The organism is Sorangium sp. So ce296, assembly GCF_051529605.1.
In the GTDB taxonomy this organism is placed as follows: Bacteria; Myxococcota_A; Polyangia; order Polyangiales; family Polyangiaceae; genus Sorangium; species Sorangium cellulosum_D.
Map to the genome: position 1 here is coordinate 5,679,986 of NZ_CP150325.1, position 17,120 is coordinate 5,697,105.

Sequence of the window (17,120 nt, forward strand, 5' to 3'; positions counted from 1 at the left end):
GCCCGCGGGTTGCTCGACCTCGCGTCCGCGCCTCGCCGCTCCGGAAAGCTCTCATGTCCATGCGCCTCCAGCAAGCTATCCAGACCCTCCTCGATTCCGCCCCTCTCCTCCGCGACGCATCGAGCAGCGGCAACGTCCGGGTGCTCGCGTCGCTGCTCGGGCCAGCCTTTCGCGGCTTCGTCCAGCGGCGCGGCAAGGGCGTGGGCTCGACCGATATCTCGGTTGGATACGAGGCCAGCTTTAACTGGAGTTACGGGCGGGACGACCCAGACATGGCGAGGCTCTACCATCTGGCCAAGACGTCCCAGTGGAACGCGACGACCGACCTCGACTGGTCTCGCGACGTCGATTGGCTCGATCCGGCGATGCCGCTCTTGCCCGACAGCTGGATGCCGCCGTCCAAGCTGCCGATCTGGGGGAGGCTCTCGGAGCGGGAGCGGGCGGCGCAGCGCCACGGGCTCCTCTCCTGGATGCTGAGCCAGTTCCTGCACGGCGAGCAGGGCGCCCTGTTCGCGGCGTCGCAGGTCACCGAGTGTGTGCCCTCGCTCGACGCCAAGCTCTACGGGAGCACGCAGGTCGCCGACGAGGGGCGCCACGTGGAGGTGTTCCACGCCTACCTCACGCAGAAGCTGGAGAAGCTCTACGAGATCAACGACAACCTGTATGTCGTCATCGACGCGATCATGAGCGACGGCCGGTGGGACATGAAGTTCCTCGGCATGCAGATCATGATCGAGGGCCTCGCGCTCGGCGCGTTCAGCTCGATTCGACAGGTGACGAGCGAGCCGCTGCTCAAGGACGTCCTCCGGTCGGTGATCACCGACGAGGCGCGCCACGTGCATTATGGGGTCCTCGCGCTGACCAGGTTCTACCGCGAGGGCATAGGCGAGCGGGCGCGGAGGGAGCGGGAAGACTGGGCGTTCGAGCTGTCGCTGCTGCTCCGCAACCGGTTCTTGGCGCACGAGTTCTATGACGAGTTCTATGCCCACCGCATGACGCGGTGCGAGTGGGACAAGCTCATGCTCGAGAGCGACCTGATGGGGTTCTTCCGCCGGACGATGTTCAAGCGGATCGTGCCGAACCTGAAGCGGATCGGCCTGCTCTCCGGGCGGATCCGGCCGCGCTACGCCTCGATCGGGCTGCTCGAGTACGAGCACGGGCGGTCGGCCAGCGAGCTGACGGCCAAGGAGCTGCTCGACGACGCGTGAGGCCGCGGCGATCGAGGCGCGGCGGGGGCGGCGCGGGCGCCCGCGCCGGCCTCCGGGAGCCGGTCAGCAGGTCGCCCCGATGCAGGCCGCGACCTCGACGGCGCACTCCTCCTGGATGCAGTCGAAGTCGCCGTTGCAGACGGGGAGCAACGGGAGGGCGCACGTCATGACCTGATCGACGAAGAACTGGACGTCGGCGCAGCCCCGCGACACGCAGCTCGAGACGCACGCCAGGCTGAAGGCGGGGGGCGACTGCGCGAGATCGATGCACCGGGAGGCGCAGGTGATCACCTCCAGGCAGTCCGCGGGCTCGCACGCGCCGCAGTCCGCCGGACAGTTGGAGCACGTCTCGAAGCTCTCGCAGACGCCGTTCGGGCACACCGAGCACACGCCGCAGTCGCGCTGGCACGACGCGCACGTCTCCGTCCCCGAGCAGGCGCCGTCGCCGCAGGAGGCGCAGGCGCCGCAGTCCGCGGGGCACGAGAAGCAGCTCTCGAGCCCGACGTTGCACACCCCGTTGCCGCAGGAGGCGCAGGCGCCGCAGTCGGGGGCGCACGAGGAGCAGTCCTCCGGCGCCGCGCAGCGGCCGTCGCCGCAGCCGTCGCACACGCCGCAGTCGGCCGGGCACGTGAGGCACGTGTCGGCGCCGCCGCACGCGCCGTCGCCGCAGCTGGGACACGGGCCGCAGTCGTTCGGACAGCTCGCGCACGACTCGCTCGCCTCGTCGCAGGCGCCGTCGCCGCAGCTCGGGCAGAGGCCGCAGTCCGAGGCGCAGTTGCCGCAGTTCTCGGGGGCGGCGCAGGCGCCGTCGCCGCACGCCCCGCAGACGCCGCAGTCGCTCGAGCAGCTCGCGCACGACTCGGCGCCGTCGCAGGCGCCGTCGCCGCACCCCTGGCAGAGGCCGCAGTCCGGGGCGCAGCTCCCGCAGTCCTCCGCGCCGTCGCAGACGCCGTCGCCGCACGCCGCCGAGGGCCAGCCGCCGGACGGTCCGGGATCCTCCCACGCCTCGGTGCGGCCGCAGCCCGCCCCGAGCCCGGCCCCCGCGGCGGCGACGAGCGCCGACCACGCGAGCGCGCGCGCGGAGAAGAAGAAGAGGCCAGGGCGATGCCGCCCGGACCGCAGCAGGAAGCTCAGCCGGCTAGTGGTACCCATACGATCGGCCCCATGCGAGATCGGGTTGTAAGGAGGCGCGGGAGCGGTCCGCGGCTGCGCCGCGCTGAGCCGTCCGCCGACGGCGTGCGGACGGAACATACCTGGAGAGCGCCCGCGCGATGGGGGCAAAGCACGGGCGCGCCGCGTTTCGCCGCGCGATCGGGGCGATGACGGCGGGCGGCGAGCTGCTGGCCCGGCGGCGCGGTCGGATGGGCCGGGGCGGAGCCGCGCGGCACGAGGGCACAAAATGAAAGAGGGCGGCACCTCCGGAGAGGCGCCGCCCAAAGCGCTCCGCAGCGCGCGCTTCACGAAGGAAGCGACGCGCCGCGCAGAGGGCTCACTGCTTGGGGGCCTCGGCCGGGTTCGCCGCCGCCGGGTCGGCCGGAGCCGAGGGGGCCGACTCCGGGGTCGCCGCGGGGGCCGCCTCGGTCGAGGCGGGGGCCGCCTCGGTCGACGCCGGGGCCGCCGACGGGTCGCTCGCGGCCGGGGCGCTGCCGCCGCAGGCAACGGCGAGGGACGAGACGGACACGGCGACGAGCGCAAGAACGAGCTTGTTCATGGGAATCCTCCGAAAAACGGGGCGGCGAGGCCACCCCCAACCAGCAAACGTAGGAGCCGCAGTCCAAATCCGGCGGCCACCCACCCAGACGCCGCAGGGGGACAGAACGGCTCACAGTTTTTTCGATGAGCCGCCCGGGCCCCACCAGGCGTCTAGAAAACTGTGGGAGGCTCGGGGCTCTCCCGACGCTGCCCCGGACAGGAGACCTGGGCGCGGCGCGCCGCGTCGCGCCCAGGGGCCGCTTCCCGCACGGCGTCTCGAACACCCAGGCTGCTCCTTTTCAGGTACACGAACCCATGGCTCTGAGACCTCAGCGAGGGCGCCTGCGCCTTGTCGAACCGGCCGCCCCGGCTGCGGAGGCTCAGGCGGGCGTGGGCGAGGCGGGCCCCGCCTTCGCCCCGGAGGAGCGCGGCCGGAGCGATGTCCGGTCCGGGGGCGCGCGCGCTGGGAATGCCGCGGACAGGCGGGGCGCCGTCGCGGGCGCGCCGGCGGAGCGGGGGGGAGGCCTTACGGAGCTGCCGGACGCGCAGCTCGTGGTGCTCGGCGCGCGCGGGGACGTGGGCGCGCTCGAGCAGCTCTACCGGCGGCACGCGGCCTTCGCCATCCACCTCGCGACGCGCATCGAGGGCTCGGCGCGCGACGTGGAGGACATCGTGCACGACGCCTTCCTGCGCGCCTTCGAGCGCCTCGGCGACCTCGTGGACCCCGCGGCCTTCCGCGCCTGGCTCGGCTCGATCGTCGTCCACAAGGTCCGCTCGCGGATGCGGCGCACGCGGCTGCTCGGGATGCTCGGGATGGGCAAGTCGAGCGAGCCGGTCGATCTCGACGCGCTCGCGAGCCCGGCCGCCTCTCCCCACGCGCGCGCGCAGATCGCGCAGATCTACGCCCTGCTCCAGACGCTGCCGGCCGACGACCGGATCGCGTGGATCCTCCGCTCGGTCGAGGGGCACGATCTCGAGACGGTCGCGCAGATGACCGACTGCTCGCTGGCCACGGTCAAGCGGCGGATTTCACGGGCGCAACACTTCCTCGACGGTCATTTTGTGGATCCCACCAACAGCGAGGCGTCATCATGAGCCGGCGAGGGCTACCCCGGATCGCTCCGGCAGATCTGCGCGACCACGCGACCGAAGAGCGGATCGCGCGCGTCTGGGACCGCATCGAGCACGACCTCGCGGCGCGCGAGCCGTCGTCGCCGCGCCGCGCGGGCGTGGCCGCGATGCTCGCGGCGGCGGCGCTCTCGGCGTTCGCCGGCGGCCTGTGGCTCGGCAAGGCGATCTGGAGCGACGAGCGGGCCGCGCCGCCGCCCACCGCCGTGGCGCCGACGGACGACGTGCCGTCGCTGGTCGACGTGTTCGCCGCGGGCTCGCGGGGGCGCACCTTCCAGCTGCCGGGCGGCGGGACGATCTCGCTCACGGCGGGCACCACCGTCGAGGTCGAGCAGGCGGACGGCGGCGCGCTGACGCTGCGGCTCGTGCAGGGCGAGGCGTGGCTCGACACCGTGAGCGGGACGCGCACGGCCGCGCTCGCGATCGTGGCCGGGGAGGCCCGGCTCGCGGCGGCGGCGGGCAGCGTGCTGCGCGTGAGGCACAACGTCGACGACATCGACGTCAACGTCGCGGACGGGTCGGTCAAGCTCACGTCGCCGGCCGGCTCGCGGGAGCTCGGGCGCGGCGACGCCGAGGAGGGCGTGCCGATCCGGCAGCCCACGGCGGTGGTGGCGCCGCCGGAGGAGCCCCGGCGCGCCCGCGTGGCGTCGCTGCCGCGCTCGAGCGCGGAGGTGGCGCCGGTCGCGCCGCCGTCCGACGCGCCGGCGGCCGCGGCGCCGGCCGCCGCGCCCGACTGGCGCGCGCGGTACAACGCGGGCAACGTCGCCGAGGCGCTGCAGAGCCTGAAGCAGCAGAGCGGCGGCGTCGACGGCGCCATCGCCTCCGCGAAGACGGCGAGGGAGCTGATGGACCTCAGCGATCTCCTGCGCGCGAAGGGCGGCGATCTCTCCGCGGCGATGCGCGCCTTCGCGCGCGTCGTCGAGAGCTTCCCGACCGACGCGTACGCGCCGATCGCGGCCTACAAGCTCGGCGACCTCTACGCCAGCATGGGCGATCAGGCGCAGGCGGCGAAGTATCTGGACCAGGCGCGCTCGCTGTCGCCCGAGGGCAACCTCGCGGAGGACTCGTTCTGCAAGCGCATCCGCACCGAGCTCGTCGCCGGGCGCAAGGAAGAGGCCTCGCAAATGGCCAAGGAGTACGTGGCCAAGTACCCGGACGGCCGGTGCGAGGACGTCCAGCGGCTCGTCTCGGGCGACGCGGCGGCCGAGGAGGGCGAGGAGGAGGCCGCGCCGCCTCAGCCTCCGCCCGCCCCCGACGCCAGCCCCGCGCCGTGATCCGCGCGCGCCGGTCCCCGAGCGGCGCGCGGCGGCCCCGGCTCTCCGACCGACAGGCTTGACATCCCGTAACGGCTCTGTGCTTGCTTGCTGCGCCGGAGAACCGCTCAGGATGACCACCGCCGTCCGCACCAGCTCCCTCCCCGCTCGCAAGGACGTTCTGGCTCTCCCGTCGTGGAAGCTGGTGTTGCCACGAGGCGGCTACGTCTCCTCGATGGAGGCGTTCACCACGGCGATGGGCCTCCCGGGGTTCTCGCTGCTCGACCTCGGCACGCTGGCCGGCGGCAAGGACGCGCACCGCCTCCTCGGGCTGCGGTACCTGATCGCCAACGGCGAGGTGTGGAGAGAGCACTTCGGCTGGCAGCGCGCGCTGGAGGCGGCGCTGCGCCGGGAGCTCCTCGGCGACGAGCGGGTGAAGGAGCTCCTGTCGGCGGCGGAGGGCCTCTTGTCGCGGATCCGGGAGGCGCGCGCGTCGATCACGCCCGAGGACCGCGCCGGGTTCGCCCGGTACCTGGAGGGCGGGCTGCTCCGGGCGCTGAAGCGCCGCGACTTCGAGGAGGAGCGCTTCCTCAAGTTCCTGATCCTGGAGCAGGACGAGCCCTCGCTCCGCGATCAGGCGGCGGAGCTCCTGCGCTCCCGGGCCGGAGAGCTCCAGCGGGACGACGCGCAGGCGCTGGATCTGCTCTACGCCGCCGTGCACCGGCTGGACAGCTACCCCGCCACGACGGTGAGCGCGGGCCAGCTCAAGTACGTCCTCGTGGCGGACAAGGGGGAGATGGGCGTCCGGGCGACGCGCGAGGCGATCGCGCTCGGCAAGGTCCCCGTGGTCCTCTACAGCCTGAAGGACGACGAGAACGCGCTCCAGGTGCGGATCGCGCGCGAGGGCGGCGGGTTCGCGGTGGGCCTCGAGGGGAGCTTCCGCGAGAGCTACGCGAACTACGTCCAGATCGCGGACAAGGTGAGGGCCGAGTTCGAGCGGCGCTTCGGGGACGACTGGGAAGAGGAGCTCTCGCGCGCGGGCCTCTACCCCGGGTACGGCCCGCTCGCGGAGAACGCCGCGGCGATACGGCACTTCCGCCAGAAGAACATCGTCTTCATCGGTCCGATGCAGGACGTCGTGGAGAACGCCGGCGACAAGCGGAAATTCCGCCTGATGGCCCAGGCGTTCGACGCGACGGCGGTGACGCCGGGCCTCGTCATCGACAGCGACGATCCCGACGAGATCCAGCGGGCCATCGTGGAGACGCACGCCGCCGGGCGCTTCACCTTCCCGGGGCGCCTCAAGGCCGCGAACGGCGGCGGGGGGCGCGGGCAGGCGGTCATCCCGACCGCGGAGCAGGTGCCCCAGGCCATCCAGAAGGTCCTCGGCGAGATCAAGGCGTACAACTGGCAGCCGGGCGTGATGTTCGAGCAGAACATCCCGGAGACGATCCACCTGGAGGTGCAGGTGCTGCGGGATCGCTACGGCAACACGCGGCACTTCGGCATGCGCGACTGCAGCGAGCAGCGCGCCAGCCAGAAGATCCAGGAAGAGGCGCCGCCGGCCCTGCTCCGGCGGTACCCCGGCCTCGAGGAGCGGATCTGCGGGCTCGCCGTGCAGATCGCGGAGCGCGTCGGCTACGTGGGCGCGGGGACCGTGGAGCTGATGTTCAAGGACGGGAAGTTCTACTTCCTGGAGATGAACACGCGCATCCAGGTGGAGCACCCCGTCAGCGAGGAGAGCTACGCCATCAAGCGGAAGCGGAGCCGCGTCCCCGTGAACCTCGTCGCGTGGCAGATGCGCATCGCGGACGGGCAGGCCATCGACTTCGAGCAAGAGCAGGTGGTGCAGACGCACTGCAGCCGCGAGTTCCGCATCAACGCGGAGAGCTGGAATCCGGATCTCAGGGACTCGCGGGACGGCGGGAAGGGGCTGTTCCTGCCGAACGCCGGCATCTTCGACCGCATCGTGCTCCCCGACGCCGGCGCGATCCGCGAGGCGCTCGAGGACAAGGGCCTCACCGACCTGAAGATCCGGTTCGACTGCGGCTTCGAGGCCGGGGACGTCCTGGTCAACAAGGACCCCACGTTCGGCAAGCTCATCGTCTCGGTGAGCAGCAAGGACCCGGACAAGGCCTATGAGCTCTTGCGGCTCGCGTCCCTCGAGGTGCTGAAGAAGATGAAGATCGAGGGGCGGCAGGTGCGCCCCGATGGGACGCCGATCGCGGGCTCGCCGTTCAAGACGAACCTCCAGGATCACGTGCGGATCCTGAGGCTGCCGCTGTTCAAGCGCCATTCGAGCTTCGACGATCGAGGCCGCCACGTGAACTGGGTGGTGGCCGCGTTCCGCGAAGAGGCGTAGCCCGGGGAGGTCGCCGCGATCGGGCGGCGGGCGGCGTCGCGAGGAGATGGCGGCCAGTCCGATCCGGAAGCGCTGAAGCACCCAGCCGGTGGACCACCGCGCGCGGTGGGGCCCCGGAGGCTCGGCGCGAGACACGACGCGACGAAAGCGCTGGCAGCGAAATATTACGAGCGCGCGCCGTCGCCCACGCTCGAGGGCGGCGCCGCGGTGGTGTCGCCCGGCAACCGCGGCGTGGGTGAGGCGGTCGCGGTCGACAAGAAAGAGGCAATCCAGACCGCAACGGGGTATGTGGCCAAGTACCCCGATGGCCGGTGCGAGGATGCCCAGCGGATCATCTCCGGCGCGGACGCGGCCGCAGCGGGAGGGCCTCCGCGGCCTCTCCCCGGCGCGCGCCCCGCGCCGGGATCCGCGCGCGCGCGCCCTCGTCGCGCTCGCCCTCGTGCTGGGCTCCGCCGCCCCCGCCGCGGCGGCCGAGCCGCGGGCGTTCGTGGCGAGCAGCGGCTCGGCCCCTGCGCCGAGCGCGCCGCAGCTGCCCGCCGCGGCTGCGCCCATCGAGGTGCGCGTCGCGCTGTCGCGCGGCGCGGCGGAGGAGGTCTCGAGCGTCCGCGTGCGGCGCCTGCTCGAGATCGAGCTCCCGGACGGCGCGGCGCTCGCCGCCGAGCCGGTCGGCCCGCTCGGCGACCGCGTGGCGAACGTGTGGGTCGACCGGCCCACCGCCGCCCGCCTCGAGATCCAGGTGCGCCTCGACGGCCGCGCGGTCGTGCGGCGGCAGATCGCCGTCTCCGGCCTCACCTCGGACGTCGCCGCGCGCCTCGTCGCGATCGCCGCCTCCGAGATGATCCTCGCCGAGATGCGCCGCGCGCGCGCCCCGCGGCGGCCGCCGCCGCCGCGGCGCCCCACCCCGGACGAGGTCGAGCTCGCCTCGCGCGATCTCGACGCGCTGTCCGTCTCGGCCGGACCCTACGCGGCGGTCGTCTCGGGCGGGCCGCACGTGCTCGGCGGCGCCGGCCTGACGCTCGGTCTGCGGCGCCTGCGGCTCACCGAGTCGCTGTTCGCCCGCCTGCTGGCCACCCCGTCCGGCGGCGAGACGCTGCGCTGGCTCGAGGGCGGCTTCTCGGGCGACTACCGCTTCTGGCTCGCCGCCTCGTGGCGCCTGTCGATCGGCGCCTCCGCCTCGGTCGCCTCGGTCCGGCTGCCGGCCGCCGCTTCCGTCGACGGCATCGCGGGCGAGCGCGACACCTGGTCCGCCCGCGCCGGCCTCGGGCTCGGCGTGGAGACCCGGCTGGGCGGCCCCCTGTGGCTCGGGCTCACGCTGGACCCCGGGGTGGTGCTCCGGCCGGCGCCGTACGAGGCCGAAGGCGGCGCCGCGGGCGCCGTCGAGGGGGTCTGGCTGGGGGTCGGCCTGTCGCTCGCCACGGAGCGGCGCTCCTCGCCGCCGCGGTGAGCAGAGGGGCGCGCTCCCCCGCGGCGGTGAGGAGAGGGGCGCGGCGCCGCGGCGGCGAGAGCGGAAGGCGCTCCGCCCCGCGGCGGTGAGGAGAGATGCGCGCCTCGCCGCCGCGGCGCCGCGCCGCCTGCGGGCGCGGATCCGCGGTATCGTGCTCGTCGATGGATGACGAGATCCTCGAGCAGCTGCGCGAGCGCTACGCGTCAGGGAACCTGATCGTCTTCGCGGGCGCGGGCGTGTCGGCCGCGGCGGGCATGCCGACGTGGAAGCAGCTCGCTGAGCGGCTGCGCGACCGCGCGCGGAGGAAGGGCGCCGACCCCGCGGTGGTCGACGAGATCCAGCAGTACATCGCCTCGAACCAGCTCATCAACGCGCTCTCCGCCGCGAAGCTCGCGCTCGGGCCGCAGGACTTCAACTGGACCGTCGACAAGGAGCTCGACGACACCGGCCGCGAGGTGCCCGAGGTGGCGCAGGCGATCGCCGCGCTCAAGCCGAGGCTCAAGGCGGTGCTCACCACCAACATCGATCGCTTCCTGGAGCGCGCGTTCCAGGGCGAGTGGCGCATGGTCGACCGGCCGACGGCCGACATCGCCATGGACAGGCGCTTCATCCTGAAGCTGCACGGCACGCTGCGCGCGTGGGACACCTGGGTGTTCTCGCGCGACCAGTACGACCGGGCGATCTTCGGCTCGCCGCTCCTGCAGGACGCGTTCGGCGCCCTCTACCGCGCGCACTCCATCCTGTTCGTGGGCTTCGGCCTCGCCGACGACAACATCGACCAGACGCTCGCCCGCGTGCGCGCCCTCGCGGGCGGCCAGCCGCCCATGCATTTCGCGCTGCTCCCGAAGGGCGTGCCCCCGTTCCGCCGCCGGCTGCTCGAGGAGTCGGGCATCCGGCTCATCGTCTACGAGAACCAGGCCGGCGATCACGCCGAGGTCGCGCAACTCCTCCTCGGCCTGGAGCCGGCCGCCGCGCCGGCGCAGCCGCCGCCGCCGCCGCGCGTCGCGACGCCCGCGCCGGCGCCGCAGCCGGCGTCGAGCGCGCACCCCACCGCGGTCCCGCCGGCGAACACGCACCCCGCCAAGGCGCGGCCGGTGCGCGTCTTCTTCTCCTACGCGTCGCGCGACGAGGAGCTGCTCGCGCGCCTCGAGGCGCACATGAGCCCGCTCAAGCGCGAGGGGCTGATCGCGCCGTGGCACAGCGGGAAGATCGGCGCGGGCGAGGACCTGGAGCGCGCGATCGGCGAGCAGCTCGAGGCGGCCGATCTGATCCTGCTCCTCGTGAGCGCGAGCTACCTCGCGTCCGAGCAGGGCGACGCGCAGGTGGCGCGCGCCATGGAGCGGCGCGCCGCCGGGCAGGCCGCGGTCGTGCCGATCCTGCTCCGCCCCTGCGACTGGGAGACGACGCGCTTCGCCGAGCTCCAGGCGGTGCCGCGGGACAAGAAGCCCGTGAGCAAGTGGTCGGACGAGGATGAGGCGTTCCTCCAGGTGGCGCGGGAGATCCGCGCGGTGGTGACGAAGCTGCGCGCTTCGCTCCGGTGAGCCGGGCGCCCTCGCCCGGGCGGCGGCTCCGCCGCGGAGCGCGCGTATTCCGCACTCTTCCGCCTCCTCGCCTCGTGAGGGATCGCCGCGGCGCGCGCCCGGGCGAGGCGGGCCGGGCGGCCTCGCCAGCCCGGGCGCTCGGGGTTTTCTCGGGCTCTTCTGGGCCTCTGGCCTTGCCGCGCTGCGGCCCGCGGCGGGCGCGGACGCACGTCGCGACGCGCATGCGGCTTGCTTGGCCCACGGGGCTGACCACGCGAACGAGCGGAGAGGTGGCCATCGTGAGCCCATTGCACAGAGAGCGGATGGTGACGGCGCGCGAGAGCAGCCAGCCCGAGGCGCGGATCGCGGACGAGGAGCCTCCGCCGGAGTCGCGCCGGCAGCCGGCCGTCTACACGGCGTGCGGCGGACCTACCGGAGAGCCCTGGCCGGAGCGCTCGCCCGTGCTCACGCCGGAGGAGGCGCGCGAGCTGTCCGAGCGCTGGAGCGCGATCCAGGCGGGCTTCATCGAGGCGCCGCGCCTGTCGGTCGAGCAGGCCGACGCGCTCCTGGCCGAGGTGATCCAGCGGGTCGCGCAGAGCTTCCGCGAGGAGCGCGGCGAGCTGCAACGCCTGATCGACGGAGCGCCCGGGCAGCCGGAGGCGTCGACGGAGGAGCTCCGGCTCGCCCTGCGCAGGTACAGGTCGCTGCTCGGGCGGCTGCTCGCGTTCTAGCGCTCTGGCGTTCCAGCGCCGCGCGGTCCCGGACGCCCCGCCCGCGAGGGCGTGCGACCGGGGCGTGCGCGCCGCGCGACGTCGACGAGCGGCGCCCTGTAGCGGGGGCTCATCGCTTCTGGCATGGTCGCCGCCATGCTCGTCCGCAGTGCTCTCCCCTCGGTTCGACGCGGCCCGCAGCGCGACGCAGGCCGCCCGCGCGGCGCCGCGCTCCGTCGCCGCGCGCCGGCGCTGCTCGGCGCCGCGCTCGCGCTGCTGCTCGGGTGCTCCGGCGGCGCGCAGGCCCCCGCCGCGCGGCCGGCGCGCGTCGTGAAGACGCCGCCCGCGCAGCCGAAGGCGCCGGAGGGGCCGCCGCTCCTGCCGGCCCAGGTGGTCGCGGAGCTCGAGGACGAGGACGCGACGCCCTACTTCGCCCGGCGCGGCGACGAGGCGCTCCTGCTCTACGCGGCGGGCGGCAGGTGGAGGACCCGCGTCATCGGCGCGGACGGCGCGCCGCGGGGGGACGTCGTCGACGCCGGGCCTGCCGCCGCCGACGTGCCCGTCGCCGCGCTCCGCGCCGGGCCGCAGGGCTACATCGCCGCGTGGATCGAGCAGATCGGGGGGAGCCGCGCGGTGCGCGCGCTCGCGCTCGACCCGGCCGGCAAGCCGGTCGCCCCGGCGAGCGCGGTCGCGCAGACGGCCGAGGAGATCACGTGGCTCGACGTACTCCCGAACGCGAAGGGGGCGCTCGTGCTGTGGGAGATGCCGCGCGAGGCCCAAGGCGACGTGGACAGCGTTGACGTGGTCATGACGGTCCTCGCGCAGGACAAGGGCGCCGCGATCAAGCCGACGGCGCCCGCGTCGGTCGCGCGCGAGGTGCTCGGGTGGAACGCGGTCGCCACCGAGCGCGGCGCGGCGGTCGCCCTCGTGCTCCCGCCGGCCGCGCCGCCGCCCAGGGCCCAGGGCAAGGCCGCGCGCAAGGCGGACGCGGAGGACGCCGGCGAAGCCGCGAAGCTCGGCTCCGTCTCGCTCCTGGAGATCGACGCGGCCGGGAAGGTCTCGGCGCCGGTGGCCGTCAGCCCCGAGCCGACCGCGCAGATCGATCTCGAGATCGCCGAGGTCGGCGGGCGCTACCTGCTCACCTGGACCGACGAGCGGGACATCGACAGCGCCGTGTACCTCGCGGCGGCCGAGCCGGGCGGCAAGGTGGTCGTCGCGCCGCGGCAGGCGACGCCGCCGTCGGGCGAGCAGGCGCTCGTGTCGCTCGTCGCGCCGCCCGCCGGGGCGGGCGGGCGGGCGCTGCTCGCGTGGGAGGACGTCTTGCGCCCCCGCGGCGGCGACGGCGGCGCGGAGGCCGGCGGGGCGGGGCGCCTCATCCACCTGGCGTCGGTCGGACCGGACGGCGCGCTGGGCGCGGAGCGGGCGGCGCTCGTCTTCAGCGCGAGCGGGCCGCCGGATCTCACGGCCGACGGGGACGGCTTCGCCGCGGTGACGCTCGCGCCGGCGACGCTCAAGGCCGCCCGCGACCCGGCGGCCGCGCCGCCGATTTGGCCGACGTTCGTGCGCTTCGGCCCGGATCTCTCGGTGCGGGCGGCGGAGCCGGTGCGCGCCGCGCCGTTCGCGGCGACGGGCGGCGTGCCGTACCTCGTGCGCGGGCTGAGCTGCCACAAGGGCGCGTGCGTGACGCTGGCGAGCGCGGCGGCCGGGGCCGGCGCGCAGCAGGGCGGCGCGCAGCAGGGCGGCGCGCAGCAGGGCGGCGCCGCCAAGGCGGCGGGCGCGGCGGGCGCGCGGGCGCCGCTCGCGCTCGTGTCGCTGCCCGTGCGGGAGAGCGCGTGGCGCGCGCCCGCGTTCCGGGAGGACCGGGATCCGCCGCCGCGCGCGACCGCGGTGCGCGCGCTCGCCGAGGGCGACCCGCTCGCCAAGGTGGCGGCCGCCGAGCTCGAGGGCGGCGCGGCGCTCGCGGCGTGGGTCACGTACTTCGTGGAGGGGGCGTCGGACGGCGCGCCCCGCGGGCAGGACCTGTCGGCGACGCTGGCGGTGCGCGCCGCGTCGCCCGGGGGCCTCGGCAAGCTGAACGTCCTCTCGCAGAAGGCGTCGTCGCTCGGCGGCGTCGCCATCGCGACGGCGCCGCCGGCGCCGGCCGATCCGAAGGGCAAGGGCGGCGCGGCGCAGGGCGAGAGCGTGATCGCGTGGGTCGCGCGCGAGCGGGGCGAGACGCAGGTCTACGTGACCAAGGTCGACGCGACCGGCGCGAAGCTCGCGCAGAAGAAGCTCACCACGGCGCCGCGGAAGAAGCAGGGCGGCGCCGCGAGCGAGGCGTCCGACGTGGCGATCGCCTATGACGGCGCGGGTGGCTTCATCGTCGCGTGGGTAGACACGCGCGACGGCAACGCCGAGGTGTACGCGGCGCGGGTGGACCGCGCGCTGAACCGGACGGCGCCGGACCGGCGCATCACGAACGCGCCGCTCGACGCGGCCGAGGTGCAAATCGCGGTGCGCGGCCAGGAGGCGTGGCTCGTCTGGTCGGACGCGCGGCCGGCGGGCGACGCGGCCGCGGCCGGCGCGGCGGGCGGCGAGGCGACCGGCGACGTGTTCTTCGCGCGGCTCGACGCGAAGACGCTGCAGCGGATCGGCGACGAGACGCGGCTCCACGCGTCGCCCGAGCACTCGCGCAGCCCGGTGCTCGCGCCGCACGAGGGCGGGGTCCTCGTCGGCTGGGTCGACGAGCCTGCAGGCGACGGCGCGGCGGCCGGCGGGGGCGCGGTGGCCGGCGGCGGGGGCGCGGCCGGCGGGGCGGGCGGGCGCGCGCGGCTGGTGCGGCTCGACAACGGCGGCGCGATGCAGGGTCCGCCGGTGACGATCGAGGGTCCGGACGGCGCCTCGGTGTCGTCGATCGCGCTCGCGTGCGACAAGGCCTGCCGCGGCGTGCTCGCGTCGGCGCCGGGGGACTCGGTGGCGCTGAGCGCCTTCACGCTGGCGCCCGGCGAGGCGGCGGCGCCGCCCCTGAAGCCGCTGGCGTGGCTGACGGGCAGCGCGTCGCGGGACGTGTCGCCGGCGCTCGCGGGGCGGTCCGGCGCGTCGCTGTTCTTTGCGGACGACGCGGTGAGCGGCTCGGGGCGCGTCCGGTGGATGACGATCGCATGGCCGTGAGCGGCGCGGGTCGGGCTCGCCCGGGGCGCGCCGCGCCGGCGCGCGCGGGCGCGCTCCTCCTGGGGGTGCTGGCCTCGGCGCTCGGCTGCCCCGGGCCGCCGGAGGTGCCGGCGCCGCCGTCGCGCCGGCCTGGCGCGGCGGTCCTGCCGGCCTGCAAGGGCGGCGGCTGCTCGCAGGCGGGGGCACTGCTCGAGGCCGCGCGGGCGTTCAGCGACGTGCGGCACGACTACCTGCTCGACACCTCGAGCGCGATGGTGCCGGGCCGCGGGCTGTCGCGGAGCGCGGCGGGGGCGTTCTCGCCGGTCGGCGTCGCCTGCGCCCAGCCGAAGGCGGCGGCGACGCCTGCGCCGGCGGTCGCGGGCGCGACGTCGGCGCCGGGCGCCACGGCGGCGCCGGGCGCGACGTCGGCGCCTGGCGCGACGGCGGCGCCGGGCGCCACGGCCTCCGCGGCGGCGCAGGGCGGGCCGGCGCCTGGCGAGGGCGAGCGCGCGATCGACTTCCGCTACGTGGGCATCGCCGTCGACTCGGTCCTCGTGGGGGCCGATGTCGACTTGCCGGCGTACTTCAGCGCCGGCGGCACGCTCGACAAGCGCCGGCTGCGGCTGGTCGCGATGGCGCTGGTCGCGGACGAGGACCCGCAGTTCTTCGAGCCGACCGAGAGCGTCGTGCCGGCGCCGGGCGGCGGCTGCGCCTGCGGCCGCGCGACGCACTTCATCGGGGCGGTGAAGCGCGGCGCGATGGTCGCCTACGAGACGGACGTGACCGCCGGCGAGGCGCACGGCACGGCGATCGGCTTGTTCAAGGCCCGGATCGAGGCGGGGGACCGCCGCGTCACGATGACCTCGGTGGGGGAGCTGGCCATCGAGGGCGTCGAGGGCGCGCCGGTGGCGGGCGCGAAGGGCGGCGGGCAGGCGTTCGGCGCGCTGCGCCTCGAGGTGAAGAAGGCGGTGCCGCTGGCGTACGCGATCTACCCGGTGGCGGACGTGTGCCGTTTCTCGCTCGCCGAGCCGGAGATCACGCCGCAGCCGGTCGATCTCGGCGTGGTGCCGTACGGCGCCACCGGGACGGCGCAGGCGCTCCTCACGAACCGCGCGCAGGTCGACATCCGGGTGACGCACGGCGAGCGCACGGTCGAGGTACCCGCGCACGGGAGCGCGGAGCTCACGTTCTCGTGGGCGCCGGAGGGCGCGACGGCCGGCTGCGAGCGGCAGACGCGGCGCGACACGTTCGTCGTGCAGCCCAAGGACGCGGCCTCCCCGGTGGTGCCGCGCGAGCGCGCGGTCGTGGTGCCGCTCCAGGTCACGACGGGGATGCCGACCTTCTCGAAGCACGAGCCGATCGCGACTGAGACCGGGCGGTCGCCGGACTACGGGCGGGCGAGCGTCGACTGGACGTGCCCGGCCGGGTACGTCGTGGACCAGTGCGAGCCGCAGCTGTCGAGCTGCCTGTCGTCGACGGGGAGCTGCAACGCGGAGGGCTACCGGCTGACGGCCGAGGCGACCGCGGACGGACGCGGGTGCGCCTTCCGGTGCACGGGGCCGAGCTCCTCGATCTGGGGCGACCACGGGTGCGCCTACACGGCGGCGATGGTGTGCCGGCTGGGGTGCAAGTAGGGCGGGAACCGAGCGGCGCTGGTTCCTCAGGTGCGCCGGGCTCGGCCGGATGTCGTGGAGGACGTCGCGGGGAGTGCCTGGGGCTTCACCGGAGGTGGTGGAGGACGTAGCGGGAAGTGCCTGGGCGTCACCGGAGGTGGTGGAGGACGTAGCGGGAAGTGCCTGGGGCTTCACCGGAGGTGGTGGAGGACGTAGCGGGAAGTGCCTGGGGCTTCACCGGAGGTGGTGGAGGACGTAGCGGGAAGTGCCTGGGGCTTCACCGGAGGTGGTGGAGGACGTAGCGGGAAGTGCCTGGGGCTTCACCGGAGGTGGTGGAGGACGTAGCGGGAAGTGCCTGGCGCTTCTCCGGGGGTGGTGATGAGCGTTCCGGGGACGTCGCGCTGCTGCGCACCTCGCTCAGAACATCAGGAGGACACGCATGTCGTTGACATCCACGCCGCGCAGACTCGATCGCGCCACGGCCGCCATCCTTTTCATCGGGCTGGCTTCGTGCCGGACCGGAGGCACCAAGGCGTGCACGGAGGCCGCTTGCGGCGACCACCTCGAAATCCAGTTCGAGCCCGAGCTCGTCGCGACCGGTCGCTATCATTTCAGGATCGATGTGGACGGCGTGACGCGGCGTTGCGCAGCATCCCTGCCCAGCTCCGGCAACCAGGAGACCATTGACGAGTGCAGCATCCGTCAGGGGAACGGCTCCCTGGCGGGCGTTACGGTCTACCGCGTGCGACCGAAGGTGGTCGCTGTCCGCGTGGTGCGCGACCAGGCGGTCCTCATGGATACCCGCGTGGCGCCGTTCTATGACGTCGAGCGACCCAACGGTCCGGATTGCCCGCCCGAGTGCTCGGTAGCTCGTGTCACGGTGGAGATCAAAGAGCCGGCTCCGGGAGTCCAGCGATGACCAGGAGCCGGGCGACGGGCGGGCTCACGGCCGCGGCCGCCGCCATGCTCGGCTGCGCTGAAGCCGCAGGCGCCCGCGTCGACGACGTACCCGCGTCACCTGGCGTGTCGCTGTGGCAAACTGCCTCGCCGTCGCGGCCCGC

The 17,120-nt window shown here is 74.8% G+C and carries 12 protein-coding genes; 10 read left to right on the forward strand and 2 right to left on the reverse strand.

Going from position 1 to position 17,120, the window contains the following annotated elements; genetic code table 11:
* The first annotated feature begins 53 nt into the window (after nt 1-53).
* Complete coding sequence (locus tag WME98_RS21065; protein ID WP_437316745.1) at nt 54-1,208, forward strand: ferritin-like domain-containing protein; 1,155 nt, start codon at nt 54-56, stop codon at nt 1,206-1,208.
* A 63-nt stretch (nt 1,209-1,271) separates the two neighbouring features.
* Here the strand turns inward: WME98_RS21065 and WME98_RS21070 are convergent, their stop codons facing one another.
* The gene (locus tag WME98_RS21070; protein WP_061624001.1) at nt 1,272-2,360 is read right to left on the reverse strand and encodes a hypothetical protein; all 1,089 of its coding nucleotides are present in this window, start codon (nt 2,358-2,360) and stop codon (nt 1,272-1,274) included.
* Between the two features lie 337 nt (nt 2,361-2,697).
* Nucleotides 2,698-2,919: a hypothetical protein gene (locus tag WME98_RS21075; protein ID WP_437952904.1), complete on the reverse strand. Its 222-nt coding sequence runs from the start codon at nt 2,917-2,919 to the stop codon at nt 2,698-2,700.
* A 371-nt stretch (nt 2,920-3,290) separates the two neighbouring features.
* On the opposite strand from WME98_RS21075, the gene WME98_RS21080 reads away from it, so the two are divergent.
* The 9 genes from WME98_RS21080 (at nt 3,291) to WME98_RS21120 (ending at nt 16,978) form a co-directional block, all read left to right on the forward strand.
* A complete protein-coding gene (locus WME98_RS21080; RefSeq protein ID WP_061623996.1) occupies nt 3,291-3,995 on the forward strand; it encodes an RNA polymerase sigma factor in 705 nt (234 codons plus the stop codon).
* Nucleotides 3,992-5,302, forward strand: coding sequence for a tetratricopeptide repeat protein (locus tag WME98_RS21085; protein WP_437952905.1), 1,311 nt, complete (start codon nt 3,992-3,994; stop codon nt 5,300-5,302). Before WME98_RS21080 ends, WME98_RS21085 begins: the two co-directional genes overlap by 4 nt.
* Nucleotides 5,303-5,414: 112 nt before the next feature.
* The gene (locus WME98_RS21090; RefSeq protein ID WP_437952906.1) at nt 5,415-7,643 is read left to right on the forward strand and encodes a biotin carboxylase N-terminal domain-containing protein; all 2,229 of its coding nucleotides are present in this window, start codon (nt 5,415-5,417) and stop codon (nt 7,641-7,643) included.
* 319 nt (nt 7,644-7,962) lie between these two features.
* Nucleotides 7,963-9,087 (forward strand): hypothetical protein, encoded by a 1,125-nt coding sequence (locus WME98_RS21095; protein WP_437952907.1) that lies wholly within the window; start codon nt 7,963-7,965, stop codon nt 9,085-9,087.
* 161 nt (nt 9,088-9,248) lie between these two features.
* The gene (locus WME98_RS21100) at nt 9,249-10,628 is read left to right on the forward strand and encodes an SIR2 family protein (RefSeq protein WP_437952909.1); all 1,380 of its coding nucleotides are present in this window, start codon (nt 9,249-9,251) and stop codon (nt 10,626-10,628) included.
* Between the two features lie 278 nt (nt 10,629-10,906).
* Nucleotides 10,907-11,338, forward strand: a complete 432-nt coding sequence (locus tag WME98_RS21105; RefSeq protein WP_437334792.1) for a hypothetical protein — start codon at nt 10,907-10,909, stop codon at nt 11,336-11,338.
* Between the two features lie 123 nt (nt 11,339-11,461).
* Nucleotides 11,462-14,467 carry a hypothetical protein gene (locus WME98_RS21110; RefSeq protein ID WP_437952910.1) on the forward strand — a complete coding sequence of 1,002 codons (3,006 nt, stop codon included), beginning with the start codon at nt 11,462-11,464 and terminating at the stop codon, nt 14,465-14,467.
* Nucleotides 14,464-16,080: a hypothetical protein gene (locus WME98_RS21115; RefSeq protein ID WP_437952911.1), complete on the forward strand. Its 1,617-nt coding sequence runs from the start codon at nt 14,464-14,466 to the stop codon at nt 16,078-16,080. Before WME98_RS21110 ends, WME98_RS21115 begins: the two co-directional genes overlap by 4 nt.
* A gap of 418 nt (nt 16,081-16,498) precedes the next feature.
* Entirely contained in the window at nt 16,499-16,978 is a 480-nt protein-coding gene (locus WME98_RS21120; RefSeq protein ID WP_437952912.1) for a hypothetical protein, read from the forward strand.
* Nucleotides 16,979-17,120 lie beyond the last annotated feature (142 nt).